A 14,278-nucleotide genomic window follows, 5' to 3' on the forward strand; every position below is an offset into this window, starting at 1 on the left:
AAGAACAATCGCATCGAGGTGCCCATGACTCCCCAAGACAGCGCGCTCACCGGCGCACCCCGGCGGCAGCTGAACCTGCGCCGTTTCTTCAACGACTGGGCCATGCCATTGGCCGCCCTGTTGATCTTCATGCTCTCGGCCGTGTTCATCGAGAACTTCCTCTCGCCCTTGAACATGCGCGGCCTGGGTCTTGCCATTTCAACGGTTGGGATTGCCGCATGCACCATGCTGTACTGCCTGGCGTCCGGGCATTTTGACCTGTCGGTGGGCTCCGTCGTGGCCTGTTCCGGCGTGGTGGCAGCCGTGGTGATGCGTGATACGGGCAGCGTGCCGCTGGGTGTCGCCGCGGCCCTGGCATTGGGGCTGTGCGTGGGGCTGGTGAACGGGATCGTCATCGCCAAGCTACGCATCAATGCACTCATTACCACGCTCGCGACCATGCAGATCGTCCGCGGGCTGGGCTACATCTTTTCCAACGGCAAGGCCGTGGGCGTGATGCAGCCGGAATTCTTCTGGTTTGGTAACGGCATGCTGCTTGGCGTGCCGGTACCGATCGTCATCACCGTGCTGTGCTTCATCTTCTTCGGCTGGCTGCTGAACTACACCACCTTCGGCCGCAACACCATGGCCATCGGCGGCAACCAGGAAGCTGCGCTACTGGCGGGCGTCCAGGTCGATCGCACCAAGATCATCATCTTTACCGTTCACGGCCTGGTTGCCGCATTGGCGGGCGTGGTGCTGGCGTCGCGGATGACGTCTGGCCAGCCCATGATCGGACAGGGGTTCGAGCTGACCGTGATCTCCGCGTGTGTGCTCGGTGGCGTGTCGCTGGCCGGCGGTGTCGGCATGATCCGCCATGTGATCGCGGGTGTGCTGATCCTCGCGATCATTGAGAACGCCATGAACCTCAAGAACATCGACACGTTTTACCAGTACGTCATCCGCGGCACGATCCTGCTGCTTGCGGTGATCATCGACCGTCTGAAACACCGTTGAGCGGAGACTGACCATGACAAGAACGAACGGTAACGCAAGCCCGGCATTGGGTTTGATGACGGCAGGTACGCTGGGATGGGCATTGATGATGAGCGCTACTGTCAGCGCCGCCGGGCTGTCCGGTGAGCAAGGGACCTTCGACCGGATGCCGGACGGCACCGAGATTGCCCAGTACACCCTGCGCAACAGCCAGGGTATGGAGGCCGTCGTCATCGCCTATGGCGCGACGCTGCAGGCGCTCAAGGCGCCGGACCGTCAGGGCAAGATCGACGATATCGTGCTGGGTTTCGACGACATGGCCGGCTACCAGGCCAACGGGACGGTCTACTTCGGCGCTACGATCGGGCGCTTCGGCAACCGCCTGGATGGCGGCACGTTCGAGCTGGATGGCACGAAGTATCAGGTGCCACAGAACGACGGCAATAATGCACTGCACGGCGGGACTCAGGGCTTCGACAAGCGCGTGTGGACCATGCAGCCGCATGATGAGAACGGCTGGGTCGGCGTCGAGCTGACGTACGTGTCGCCCGATGGTGAGATGGGCTTCCCTGGTACGCTGACCACGCATGTGATCTACAGCCTCAACGAGGAAAACGAACTGCGCATCCAGTATCGCGCGACGACCAACAAGCCTACGGTTCTCAATCTGACCAACCACAGCTACTTCAACCTGGCCGGCGCAGGCAGCGGCACGGTCCTGGACCAGGTCATGCGCATGGACGCCTCGCATTACACGCCGGTCAACAAAAACCTGATTCCCACGGGTGAGCTGGCGCCGGTCGCAGCGACGCCCATGGATTTCCGCAAGGCAACGCCGCTAGGCCAACACATCCGTGACGATCACCAGCAGCTCGAGTATGCCGAGCCCAAGCAGCGCGGCTTCGATTTCAACTGGGTGCTCGATACCAAGGGCGACGTGAAGCGTGTCGCGGCCGAGGCGCATGATCCGAAAACGGGGCGACTGCTGCAGCTCTACACCACCGAGCCTGGGGTTCAGCTTTATACCGGCAACTTCCTGGATGGCAGCATCAAGGGCAAGGGCGGCAAGGCGTATCCGCACTGGGGCGCGTTCACCCTCGAAACACAGCATTACCCGGACGCACCCAACCAGCCGAACTTCCCAAGCACGCGCCTGGATCCGGGCCAGACCTACACGCAGACAACCGTGTTCAAGCTCGGCGTGCGCTGAGACCGACGCCGCTTGGCGCCGAGCCTCGCGGCGTTACCCGGCGAGGGCGGCGTATCGACAAGGGTGGGCTTACCGTGCCGTACGTCATGCCTGAATTCGTTAGGGGGCAGCCTGCGTCATCGCGGCGACGGGCTGTACCCTCGCTCACCGTCCCGACGGGGCGGTTCTCAGGACCCTAAGCCGCACGCCGCCGTGCCCGGCGACGTTGCAGGGCGTTGAGTCCTGCGCCAATAGCCAGAACGACGGCGGCGCCCAGCGCGCCTGACGCATAGTGCGCCCACTCGGGTAGGGTCGGTAGCGCGAGGTCATTGGTCGCCATGTCGCCGGCAATCCAGCCCAGCAACGCCGCGCCGATGGTGATGATGATGGGGAAGCGGTCCATCAGCCACAGCACCAGCTTGCTGCCCCATACGATCAGCGGAATGCTGATGATGATCCCTATCGCGACCAGCACCATTTGCCCTTGCGAGGCGGCTGCGATGGCAATCACGTTATCCAGGCTCATGACCGCATCCGCAACGATGATGGTCCTGACCGCTCCCCACAGATGCGCGCTGGCCGTAAGGTTCTCGTCATCATTGCCACCGTCGTTGCGCATGAGTTTGATGCCGATCCAGAGCAGTAGCGCGGCGCCCACCAGCCGCAGATAGGGCAGCGAGAGCAGTTCGAGCGCGAAGAAGATCAGTGCGAGCCGCAGGACAATCGCGCCGAGCGCGCCGATGATGATGGCCCGGTTGCGCTGGTGCTCGGGCAGGCGGCGGCAGGCAAGGGCAATCACGACCGCGTTGTCGCCACCGAGCAGGAGGTCGATGGCGATGATTTGAGCAACGCCGATCCAGAATTCCGGAGTGCTTATCAGCTCGAGCACGATGGGCTCCTCGAAGCATGAAACGCGCGGCGCGACCCGACGCCTCGCCAATCATGAATGGACAGCGCCCGGGCGCGATCAGGTTCCGTGGCCCGGCAATTTAGCCACAGCGGGGCAGGCTCAGCTCATCGTCAGGCGGCCCTGCAACCAGGTCGCGACTGGACCCAATGGCCGCAGGCGCGACCACACCAGGTCAACCGAGACCTGCCGTGGCCAACCCGGCAGGGACAATTCCTGCAGCCGCCCATTGCCATAGGCCTGAACGAGCGGATGGGGGAGGATGGCCCAGCCGAAGCCCAGCGCGGCCATTTCCAGGAGCAACAGGTAGTCCGGAGCGGACCAGCACTGGCGGCCTGAGGGTAGCGGGTCTTCATTCGGCTCGTCGCTGATCGCTACGCTTGACAGTCGCAATGCGCGCCAGCGCCCCAATTCATGCGCCTTTGTCGGCGTGGCCTCGGTGAGCACATGGTTGCAGGCGACGAACACGCCGAACTCGGTCGAATGTGTCAGCCGTGCGTGCGCGATGTCAGCAGCGTAGTGCGCCTGCGCGGTAAGCAGGCCCAGCTGCGCCCGGCCCTGGTTGACCAGGTCGAGCACGTCTGCGCGCTCGGCGATGAGGCATTCGAATTCCAGGTCCGGGAAGCGTTCGTTGAGTTCGGTCAGGCGCGCTTCGTACTGGCCCTGCTGGTAGGCATCGGAAAGCGCCAGGGTGAGCTTTGCTTCCTGGCCCGCGGAGAGATGGCCGGCATGGCGAGACAGTCGCTCCATGGCATCGAGGATTTCATGGGCATGGCCAAGCAAACCCTGCCCGGCTTCGGTAACCGTGAGCTTGCGGGTATGGCGGACGAACAGTTCGACGCCCAGGTCGATCTCCAGGCGGGCAATCGCTTCACTGATCGTCGACTGACTCTTGCCGAGCCGGCGGGCAGCCGCGCTGAAGGAGCCGGTGGACGCAGCATAGGCAAACGCTTCGAGCGCTTCGGGCGAGATATTCATCGGTTTATACGATGGCAGCTAATTGGTGTTTGGCGGTTAATCCGATGACTATAGCGGCCCTTGCGAAAGAAACCATGTGTGCCTTATGAAATCGAGTCTCGATCGTTCGCCATCCGAACGTATTTTCCACGCCGTGCTATTCGAAGTGATCGCGGTGGCGGTGTGTGCGCCAGCGCTGGCATGGGTCATGGACAAGCCACTGGCTCAGATGGGCGCATTGACGCTGATGTTCTCCATGATCGCCATGCTCTGGAATCTGGTTTTCAACATTCTCTTCGATGGTGCTCAGCGCCGTTGGGGCTTCGAACGCAGTTTCCTCGCGCGGCTGTCACACGCCCTGCTGTTCGAGCTTGGCTTGATCTTCCTGCTCGTGCCGCTGGCGGCCTGGTGGCTTTCGGTGAGCCTGATGACGGCGTTCTGGCTGGATATCGGACTGATCCTGTTCTTCCTGCCGTACACCATGGGCTACAACTGGGCATACGACACGATCCGGGCCCGGGTCCTGTCGAGAAGGGCCGGCCAGCCTCAATGCCAGGCCTGACCTGACATTAAGGGGGTCGGCTGATGCAGGTAGGGTGGAATCCCGCAGGGCTTCCACCATTTACCGCGAACGACGCGCTTATCCATGCGCCAACCAAATACGGGAACGCCTCCCTCCGGAAACGGGCCAACACCCGACGATTACGCGCAGTGGGGTCTATCGTTGCGGTGGGTTACGCGTCGCTAATCCACCCTACGGGCTATACCTCGAAAGCGCCTTTGCACTCCGTCTTTGAAAGCAAGCCGCAATTATCCAAACGCCGCGCGGGGTCCCATTCAGGAGGCTGAGTGGAGTCACTGAGGAAAGGGTTGAGCGACAGGGAAGTCGCGAGAGCTGAGACGGGCCAGGGATGGCCCGCCTCAGCGTGCCCTTGGATCAGTGACGGAGCGAGGGCACCCGGAGCGTAGCGAAGGGCCGTATGCAGGGGTGGCCTTCTTTTTGGTTAGCTTTTTCTTGGCCAGGCAAGAAAAAGTAACTCGGCCGTAAGGGCCGAAACCCAGGCGTCCAAGCGACGCGGTAATGGGTAGGCTTCGATCCGGTGACTCACGACCGCGATGGCTAAAGTCACCTACCTTTATGCAGGGCCGAAGGGCTTCCACCGTTTACCTCGAACGAGTTCCGGTTCATCACCTAACGTTCAAATCCTGACGGCGTTGCTCTTCGAACAGTGAGCTTAGGCCAGGCCTTACCGTTGCGGCGCCAAGCGCCCGGTGGGTTACGCGTTGCTAACCCTCCCTACGGTCTAAGCTTCTGCAGGGCGGCTTCAGCTCACCAGAAACGCAGCCCTCTGGAAACACAGGGCGCCGATGCGGATGGGTTGCGCGGCGTTTCCACCCATGCTTCGATGGTAGGCACTGTCATCCACTTGCTGCATGATCCCCTCGGTTCCCGTTTGAACAGGTGCGGCATGTCCAGTTTCGTTTCCTCATGGCAACGTCTGCTTCTGGCCTTGGCGGCATCCGCACTCGCCAGTGCCGCTCACGCTGAAATCCCGCGGCTCGACGGATTGGCCTCGGCCAGCTGCGTGCGCAGTGCAACCCTGCTGCACTGTGACGATGGTCATGGCGGTTATTACGGCATGGCACTGCAGGGCAATGACATTTTCCTGCGCGGTCACGACGGCGTGACGGGCCTGTCCTGGGCGCAAACGAGCACGAGTCTTGGTCGGGTCCAACTGCTGGGCGGCATCAGCAGCGACGGCAATGTCTGGTACGGCGTATCCCGCAGCTTCGGCTGGAACGTCATCAGCCGCATTTCCTCATCATCAGGTGAGCGCAGCCGCGTGACCTGCAACCGGGTGAAAGGCTGCGACTGACCGTCTTCGCCCACTGTATGAAGGCGAAGACGCCACCTCGATTACAGGGCCGCCTTCAAGGCGAGCCAGGCACGGCTCTGCCGATATGTCGCTCGAACTTTATTGTTATAATGTAACCTAAATCGCCGCCGAGCCTGATGCGGGCCGGCTACTCCTTACCTGACTGATACGACGGTGTGGTCCAACGCCACACCTGTTCGTGTCCGTCGTCACTGGCGAGCCCCTCATGACCGAACAAGAGCTTCTAGCGCAACCGGACGAGCACTACATGAACGACGAGCAGCGGGCGTTCTTTCGCGCGCTGCTGCTGACACAACGACAGGAGCTTCAGGACCGAATTGATGGCGAGTTCGAAGGCCTGCGCGATGCGCCGCCCGGAAGCGACCCCGCAGACATTGGCAGCGCCGAAGAGCAGCGCCAATGGCAGCTCCGCCTGCTGGAGCGGGAGAAGAAGCTGCTCGACAAGATCGACGAAGCGCTCGACCGCATCGCGCGAGGGGAATATGGCTGGTGCGAGGAGACCGGTAAGGCGATTGGCCTCAAGCGCCTCCTGCTGCGCCCGACCGCCTCGCTGAGCATCGAGGCCAAGGAGCGTCAGGAGCGCAAGGAGCGGCACCTGCGCGACCGTTGAACCCGGCCCGGGCGAGGCTGTTCAGCCGGCCTTGCTTTCCAGCCGGGACCGCAGCGCGCCGGCCAGTTCATCGAACAGGACCTGTACCGAGCGCAGCGACAGGTTGTCCGGCCGTGTCAGCAGCCAGATATCCGTGTCGCAACCCTCCAGGGCTTCACCGAGCCGCTCGACGCCGGCTTCGTCATTGAGCTGGAAATCGGGAAGCGCGGCGACGCCCAACCCCGCGCTGACCAGGCGCTCCACCGACGACATGCTGCTGCAGCGATGCCGAGGCGTGACACCGGGATACACCTGCCGTCGCCACGTGACGGATACGTGGTCCGAGAGCGAATCATCCGGTGCGATCCAGGGCAGCTCGGTGGGCGCCTGCTGATACGCCTCTCGATAGTTCGCATGACCGCTGACGAAATACGAGCTCTTGCCCAGGCGCCGACCGATCAGGTGCTCGGGCGGCGAATTCGACAGGCGAATGGCGATGTCCGCATCGCGGCGGCTGAGGCTGGCGAAGGTATTCGACGTGCCCACCTCCAGCGAAATGGCCGGGTAGCGCGGCATCAGGTCAGCCAGACAGGGGGCGAGCAAGCTGCGAAAGACCGCATCGGTACAGGTCAGGCGCACCGTCCCGCTGATCACGTTCTCACCCTGCTGTAGCGCAATACGGGCGGCTTCGAGCGCCTGCTCGGCACGCTCGGCCTGCTCAGCCAGCGCCTTGGCGCTTTGGGTGGGTGTGTAGCCGCGCCGACCTTTCTCGAAAAGCGCCACTTCCAGGTTCGCTTCCAGCTTGCGGATGGCGCGAAAGACCGTAGAGATATCGACATGAAGCTGCTCGGCTGCGCGAGCGAGGGTGCGACCACGGACCAGGGCGAGCACCAGGGCGAGGTCACCGTGGGAAATCTGATATTGCACGGATGCAATCTTCCTTTTCTGATACGCCGATATAGCCTGCGCGTACGCCCACTTATACTCGGGGCGCAGTTTCGAATCAAACGCACCGATTTCCGGCCCTCAACGCCGTCCTGAAGCCGGTGCCAGCAGCTGAACACCAAATACAAATACGCTGCCAGGCCAGTGAAGCGATGCCTTCTGCTGGAGCGCCTCAGCGCAAAGGATGTATATCCATGAACTCGTTAGCTCCCCGCGTCATACAACTCAACGAAGCCAATACCTTTCTCAAGGCTCACCCCGAAATCCAGTTCATCGATCTCCTGATCACCGACATGAACGGCATCGTGCGCGGCAAGCGTGTCGAGCGGGCCAGCCTGCACAAGGTCTACGAAAAAGGAATCAACCTCCCGGCTTCGCTGTTTGCGCTGGATATCAACGGGTCGACGGTGGAGAGCTCCGGCCTGGGCCTGGATATCGGCGATGCCGACCGCATCTGCTATCCGATCCCGAACACGCTGAGCAACGAACCCTGGCAAAAGCGTCCAACGGCGCAATTGCTGATGACCATGCACGAACTGGACGGCACGCCATTCTTCGCCGACCCCCGCGAGGTGCTGCGTCAGGTCGTGCAGAAGTTCGATGAGCTGGGCCTGACCATCTGCGCCGCGTTCGAACTCGAGTTCTACCTGATCGACCAGGAAAACGTGAACGGCCGTCCGCAGCCGCCGCGTTCGCCCATTTCCGGCAAGCGCCCGGTCTCCACCCAGGTTTATCTGATTGATGATCTCGACGAGTACGTGGACTGCCTGCAGGACATGCTCGAAGCCGCGAAGGAGCAGGGCATCCCGGCAGACGCCATCGTGAAGGAAAGTGCGCCGGCTCAGTTCGAAGTCAACCTGCACCACGTCGAAGACGCGATCAAAGCGTGTGACTACGCCGTGCTGCTGAAGCGCCTGGTGAAGAACATTGCCTACGACCATGAGATGGATTCCACCTTCATGGCCAAACCGTATCCCGGCCAGGCCGGTAACGGTCTGCACGTGCACATTTCGCTGCTCGACAAGAAGACCGGCGAGAACATCTTTGCCAGCGAAGACCCTGAACAGCACGCCCCGCTGCGTCACGCGGTGGCCGGCATTCTCGAGACCATGCCGGCCTCGATGGCCTTCCTCTGCCCGAACGTGAACTCCTACCGTCGCTTCGGCGCACAGTTCTACGTACCGAACGCACCGAGCTGGGGCCTGGACAACCGGACCGTGGCCGTCCGCGTACCGACCGGCAGTGCGGATGCTGTACGTATCGAGCACCGCGTCGCTGGCGCCGACGCCAACCCCTATCTGATGATGGCCTCGATCCTGGCCGGCATTCACCACGGCCTGACCAACAAGCTCGAGCCGGGTGCGCCTATTGGTGGCAACTCGTACGAGCAGCTCGAACAGAGCCTGCCCAACAACCTGCGCGACGCCCTGCGCGAGCTTGACGATTGCGAGGTGCTGAATCAGTACATCAGCCCGGACTACATCGACATCTTCGTGGCGTGCAAAGAGGCCGAGCTGCAGGAGTTCGAGACCACCATCTCGGACCTGGAATACAACTGGTACCTGCACACGGTCTGAGGAGTCGCACCATGACGAACATGACCCGTGAGCAATGGGCCCACCGTGCCGAGAGCCTGCAGATCGAAGGCCGTGCTTTCATCGACGGCACCTACCGGGAAGCCTTGGGCGGTAGCGTTTTCGAGAACATCAGCCCGGTGGACGGACGCCTCCTTGGTACCGTCGCCAGCTGCATGGCAGAAGATGCCGAGCAGGCCGTTCAGGCGGCGCGCGCCAGTTTTGACCGTGGCGACTGGTCGCGCCTGGCCCCGGCACAGCGCAAGCGCATCCTGATTGCATTCGCCGATCGCCTCCTGGCGAATGCTGAAGAGCTGGCGCTCCTTGAAACGTTGGACATGGGTAAACCCATTCGCGATTCGCTGAGCATCGACGTACCGGCCGCGGCCAACGCGATCCGCTGGAGCGCCGAGGCCATTGACAAGGTGTATGACGAAGTAGCGCCGACGCCCCACGACCAGCTTGGCCTCGTGACCCGGGAGCCGGTTGGTGTGGTGGCCGCCATTGTGCCGTGGAATTTCCCCTTGATGATGGCGTGCTGGAAGCTCGGCCCGGCGCTGGCGACCGGCAACTCGGTCATTCTCAAGCCTTCCGAGAAGTCACCGCTCACCGCGATCCGTATCGCGGCGCTGGCTCTCGAGGCGGGCATTCCGGCCGGTGTGTTCAACGTGCTGCCGGGCTACGGTCATGCCGTCGGCGAAGCGCTGGCGCTGCACGACGACGTCGATACGCTGGTGTTCACCGGTTCGACGCGAATCGCCAAGCATTTGCTGGTCTGTGCAGGGCGTTCGAACATGAAGCGCGTCTGGCTGGAAGCCGGTGGCAAGAGCCCCAACATTGTCTTTGCCGATGCGCCGGACCTGCAGGCAGCCGCCGAAGCCGCCGCCAGCGCGATCGCATTCAATCAGGGCGAAGTCTGCATTGCCGGTTCACGCCTTTTGGTAGAACGTTCGATCAAGGATCGCTTCCTGCCAATGGTGATCGAGGCGCTGCAGCAGTGGCGTCCGGGGCACGCGCTTGATCCGGAAACCCGCGTAGGCGCGCTGGTGGACGACGGCCACCTGCAAACCGTGCTGGGTTTCATCGAGTCCGGCCGACAGGATGGCGCCACGCTCGTCGCGGGCGGCGAGCAGGCGCTGCGCGAAACCGGCGGGAGCTATATCGCACCGACCGTATTCGATGGCGTCGAGAACGCCATGCGCATTGCGCAGGAAGAAATCTTCGGCCCGGTTCTCTCGGTCATTGCCTTCGATAGCGAAGACGAGGCCGTGCGAATCGCCAACGACACGCCCTATGGCCTGGCGGCGGCGCTCTGGACGCGCGACCTGTCTCGCGGCCATCGCCTGGCGCGTTCGTTGCGCGCTGGCAGTGTCTGGGTCAACCAGTACGACGGCGGCGACATGACGGCACCGTTCGGCGGGTTCAAGCAGTCCGGCAATGGCCGCGACAAGTCCCTGCATGCGTTCGACAAGTACACCGAATTGAAGGCGACCTGGATCAAGCTCTGATCCGGCCGCAAGAGGAGTCTCCATGAAGAATCACGTTGGCAGCTATTACGCGGCATCGCGCAATCAGCAGGTCGAATACCCCGCGTTGACCGGGTCTGTCGATACCGATGTCTGCGTCATCGGCGCCGGTTACACGGGGTTGTCCACGGCGCTGTTTCTGCTCGAACACGGCTTCAGCGTGACCGTGCTGGAAGCCGCGCGCGTCGGCTTCGGCGCATCGGGCCGCAATGGCGGGCAGATCGTGAACAGCTACAGCCGGGACATCGACGCCATCGAGCGTCAGGTGCCGGCCCAACAGGCGCGTCTGCTGGGTGACATGGCCTTTGAGGGCGCGCGGATCATTCGTGATCGCGTTGCGCGTTACGGTATCGAATGCGACCTCAAGGACGGCGGTGTTTTCGCCGCGATCACGCCCAAACAGCTGGGCCATCTCGAAGCGCAGAAAAAGCTCTGGGAGCGCTACGGTCATACCCAGCTCGAGTTGATGGACCAGCAGCGGATCCGCGAAGTCGTCGGCACAGACCGCTACATTGGCGGCATGCTCGACATGAGCGGCGGTCATATCCACCCGCTCAATCTCGCGCTCGGTGAAGCGGCTGCGGTTGCAAGCCTGGGCGGCGCAATCCACGAACAGAGCCCCGCGACCCGGATCGACCGTGGCGAACGGCCCGTGGTGCATACGCCCAATGGTCAGGTGCGGGCGAACTTCGTCGTCGTGGCCGGCAATGCCTACCTCGGCGGGCTGGTGCCTGAGCTTGCCGCCAAGTCGATGCCCTGCGGCACGCAGGTCATCACCACAGAGCCGCTGTCGGACGAGCTGGCCCACAGCCTGTTGCCGCAGGACTACTGCGTCGAAGACTGCAACTACCTGCTCGACTATTTCCGCCTGAGCGCCGACAAGCGCCTGATCTATGGCGGTGGTGTGGTCTATGGCGCACGCGATCCTGCCGACATCGCGGCCATCATCCGCCCGAAGATGCTCAAGACGTTTCCACAGCTCAAGGACGTGAAGATCGACTTCACCTGGACAGGCAACTTCCTCCTGACCCTGTCTCGCCTGCCGCAGGTCGGTCGCTTGGGCGACAACATCTATTACTCACAGGGTTGTAGCGGCCACGGCGTCACCTACACGCACCTCGCCGGCAAGGTACTGGCCGAGGCCCTGCGCAGCCAGGCCGAGCGTTTCGATGCACTCGCTTCGCTGCCGCACTACCCGTTCCCGGGCGGGCAGCTGATGCGCGTCCCGTTCACCGCCATGGGGGCGGCCTACTACCAGTTGCGTGATCGGCTGGGCATTTGACGCTTTCCCGCCTGGATCGCCTGGCGGTTTCTGAGGAGATAACCATGTCCCGCATGCCCTTGATCGGTGTTACGGCCTGCCGGCAACAGCTCGGCAAATATGATTCCCACACGGTAGGCGACAAATATGTCGAAGCCGCCGCCTTCGCGGGCATTCCTGTGGTGCTGCCAGCGCGTAGCACACCGACGGACCCGAATGCCTTGCTCGAGCAGCTCGACGGATTGCTGTTCACCGGTTCGCCGTCGAATGTCGAGCCGCGCCATTACCAGGGTACGCCGAGCCTTCCGGGTACTCAGCACGATGCCGAGCGCGACGCCAACACGCTGCCGCTGTTGCGTCTGGCGATCGATAAGGGCGTACCGGTGTTCTGCATCTGCCGGGGCTTCCAAGAGCTCAACGTAACCCTGGGCGGCACGCTACATCAGCGCGTGCAGGACTTGCCTGGCTTCATGGATCACCGCGAGCCGCAGGAGGGCACGCTGACAGAGCAGTACGCACCTCAACATGCCCTGCGTCTGCAACCGGGCGGCGTATTCGAGCAGATCGGCCTGCCGGCCGAATTCCAGGTCAACTCGCTGCACAGTCAGGGCATCGATCGGCTGGCGCCTGGTCTGCACGTCGAGGCGGTTGCACCGGATGGCCTGATTGAAGGCGTTTCGGTCCGCGAAGCCCCGGGTTTCGTTATTGGGGCGCAATGGCACCCCGAATGGCGTATCAGCGAGAACCCCGAATCCCTGGCGCTGTTCCAGGCGTTCAAACGGGCCTGTCAGGCCTACGCCGAGGCACGTCACGGGCGATGAAGGTACGCCGACCCGGCGCAAGCGGCTCTGAACAATAATTCCAAGAGAGTGACAGAGGCTTATGAGTGAATATACGGGGGTAGCCACCGGCACCCAGCGCAAGGCGTCGGATCGTCCGGCTGACACGCTTTCCACGAAAGGCCTGGCCCAGGGTAAGGTCGGACTGCTGGCGTGCATCGTGCTCGGTATCTCGACCATCGCGCCGGTCTATACCCTGACCGGCGCACTCGGGCCCACTGTCCGCGAGGTTGGCGTCTATCTACCGGCTGTCTTCATCGTCGGCTTCCTGCCGATGCTGCTGGTGGCACTCGGGTATCGCGAGCTCAATGCGGCCGAACCCGACAGCGGTACGTCCTTCACCTGGTCGTCCCGCGCCTTCGGACCCATGATCGGCTGGATTGGAGGATGGGGACTCGTCACGGCGACGACCATCGTGCTGTCCAACCTGGCCGGGGTCGCGGTGGACTTCTTCTACCTCTTTCTGGCGCAGCTCACCGGCTGGGCCGACCTGGCCGAACTCAGGCACAACCTGCTGGTGAATATCACCACCTGCTGCGCCTTCATCGCGCTGGCCGTGTGGATAAGCTGTCGCGGCATCGGCATGACAATGAGTGTGCAGTACGGGCTGGTGGCGATGCAGCTGGTCGTGCTGATCGGCTTTTCCATCGCAGCCTTCAAGGCGGCGCCGGATAGCGCACCGGTAGTGTTTCACCCCGAGTGGTTCAACCCGTTCAATATCCAGTCGTTCTCGGCGTTCGCGGCCGGCTTGTCGCTTTCGATCTTCATCTTCTGGGGGTGGGACGTGTGCCTGACGGTCAGCGAGGAATCGGTGGGCAGCGAGCATGTGCCCGGCCGCGCGGCGACCATCACGGTACTGGTTATTTTGGCCCTTTACCTGTTCACCGCGGCCGCGACGCTGCAGTTCGCCGGCATTGGCGAAACGGGCCTGGGCCTCGGCAACCCGGCCGTGCAGGAGAATGTGTTTGCTCACCTCGCGGGGCCGGTCATGGGGCCGCTGGCGATCCTCATGTCTGTGGCGGTGCTGGCCAGCACCGCGGCGTCACTGCAATCCACCTTCATTTCACCGGCGCGCACGTTGCTGGCGATGGGGTATTACGGCGCCGTTTCCCAACGCTTCGCCAGCATCTGCCCGCGTTCGCGCACACCGCGTTACGCGACGATCGCCGCGGGCGTGGCGACGGGGGTGTTCTACGTGACAATGCGTACGCTCAGTGACAACGTGCTCGCCGACACCATCACGGCACTCGGCATGATGATCTGCTTCTACTATGCGCTGACGGCGTTCGCCTGTGTCTGGTACTTCCGGCACAGCCTCTTCAACAGCGTACGGCACTTTTTCATGCGCGGTCTGTGTCCGCTGGTGGGTGCAGCGATGCTCTCGGTCATCTTCTGGCAGACCGCCTACGACAGCATGTCACCCGAGTTCGGCAGCGGTTCGCATATCGGCGGCCTGGGTCTCGTGTTCATCATTGCGGTGGTGATCCTGCTGCTGGGTCTCGTGCTGATGCTCTATGCACGGTGGCGCACGCCCGCGTTTTTCGTGGGCGATACGCTCCCGGTGGTGACCAAGGACTGAGTCGAAGCAGAACATGAAGGCGCCCGGCCCTGTGCCCGG

The 14,278-nt window shown here is 62.8% G+C and carries 13 protein-coding genes; 10 read left to right on the forward strand and 3 right to left on the reverse strand.

Features of this window, described 5'->3' with window-relative positions:
• The first annotated feature begins 24 nt into the window (after nt 1–24).
• Together araH and ACY8D3_RS21160 are read left to right on the forward strand one after the other, a co-directional pair.
• On the forward strand, nt 25–996 hold the full coding sequence (gene araH / locus ACY8D3_RS21155) for an L-arabinose ABC transporter permease AraH (RefSeq protein WP_462380816.1): 972 nt from the start codon (nt 25–27) through the stop codon (nt 994–996).
• 55 nt (nt 997–1,051) lie between these two features.
• The gene (locus ACY8D3_RS21160; RefSeq protein ID WP_462384485.1) at nt 1,052–2,185 is read left to right on the forward strand and encodes an aldose epimerase family protein; all 1,134 of its coding nucleotides are present in this window, start codon (nt 1,052–1,054) and stop codon (nt 2,183–2,185) included.
• A 175-nt stretch (nt 2,186–2,360) separates the two neighbouring features.
• Here the strand turns inward: ACY8D3_RS21160 and ACY8D3_RS21165 are convergent, their stop codons facing one another.
• Complete coding sequence (locus tag ACY8D3_RS21165) at nt 2,361–3,053, reverse strand: TerC family protein (RefSeq protein WP_462380817.1); 693 nt, start codon at nt 3,051–3,053, stop codon at nt 2,361–2,363.
• 120 nt (nt 3,054–3,173) lie between these two features.
• On the reverse strand, nt 3,174–4,049 hold the full coding sequence (locus ACY8D3_RS21170) for a LysR family transcriptional regulator (protein ID WP_462380818.1): 876 nt from the start codon (nt 4,047–4,049) through the stop codon (nt 3,174–3,176).
• A gap of 85 nt (nt 4,050–4,134) precedes the next feature.
• Here ACY8D3_RS21170 and ACY8D3_RS21175 point away from each other — a divergent pair, with 85 nt between their 5' ends.
• The 3 genes from ACY8D3_RS21175 (at nt 4,135) to dksA (ending at nt 6,536) form a co-directional block, all read left to right on the forward strand.
• Nucleotides 4,135–4,590 carry a multidrug/biocide efflux PACE transporter gene (locus ACY8D3_RS21175; RefSeq protein ID WP_462380820.1) on the forward strand — a complete coding sequence of 152 codons (456 nt, stop codon included), beginning with the start codon at nt 4,135–4,137 and terminating at the stop codon, nt 4,588–4,590.
• Nucleotides 4,591–5,497: 907 nt separating this feature from the next.
• Entirely contained in the window at nt 5,498–5,905 is a 408-nt protein-coding gene (locus ACY8D3_RS21180) for a hypothetical protein (protein WP_462380821.1), read from the forward strand.
• Between the two features lie 226 nt (nt 5,906–6,131).
• A complete protein-coding gene (dksA, locus tag ACY8D3_RS21185) occupies nt 6,132–6,536 on the forward strand; it encodes an RNA polymerase-binding protein DksA (RefSeq protein WP_462380823.1) in 405 nt (134 codons plus the stop codon).
• A gap of 21 nt (nt 6,537–6,557) precedes the next feature.
• Here the strand turns inward: dksA and ACY8D3_RS21190 are convergent, their stop codons facing one another.
• Nucleotides 6,558–7,442, reverse strand: coding sequence for a LysR family transcriptional regulator (locus ACY8D3_RS21190; protein WP_462380824.1), 885 nt, complete (start codon nt 7,440–7,442; stop codon nt 6,558–6,560).
• 212 nt (nt 7,443–7,654) lie between these two features.
• Here ACY8D3_RS21190 and ACY8D3_RS21195 point away from each other — a divergent pair, with 212 nt between their 5' ends.
• The 5 genes from ACY8D3_RS21195 (at nt 7,655) to ACY8D3_RS21215 (ending at nt 14,239) form a co-directional block, all read left to right on the forward strand.
• Nucleotides 7,655–9,037: a glutamine synthetase family protein gene (locus ACY8D3_RS21195; protein ID WP_462380826.1), complete on the forward strand. Its 1,383-nt coding sequence runs from the start codon at nt 7,655–7,657 to the stop codon at nt 9,035–9,037.
• 11 nt (nt 9,038–9,048) lie between these two features.
• Entirely contained in the window at nt 9,049–10,542 is a 1,494-nt protein-coding gene (locus tag ACY8D3_RS21200) for an aldehyde dehydrogenase (protein ID WP_462380828.1), read from the forward strand.
• Between the two features lie 22 nt (nt 10,543–10,564).
• Nucleotides 10,565–11,842, forward strand: a complete 1,278-nt coding sequence (locus ACY8D3_RS21205) for an NAD(P)/FAD-dependent oxidoreductase (protein ID WP_462380830.1) — start codon at nt 10,565–10,567, stop codon at nt 11,840–11,842.
• Between the two features lie 44 nt (nt 11,843–11,886).
• Nucleotides 11,887–12,642: a gamma-glutamyl-gamma-aminobutyrate hydrolase family protein gene (locus ACY8D3_RS21210; protein WP_462380831.1), complete on the forward strand. Its 756-nt coding sequence runs from the start codon at nt 11,887–11,889 to the stop codon at nt 12,640–12,642.
• 61 nt (nt 12,643–12,703) lie between these two features.
• Complete coding sequence (locus ACY8D3_RS21215; RefSeq protein ID WP_462380832.1) at nt 12,704–14,239, forward strand: APC family permease; 1,536 nt, start codon at nt 12,704–12,706, stop codon at nt 14,237–14,239.
• The last annotated feature ends 39 nt before the right edge of the window (nt 14,240–14,278 follow it).

This window comes from Pseudomonas sp. Marseille-QA0892 (assembly GCF_054950135.1).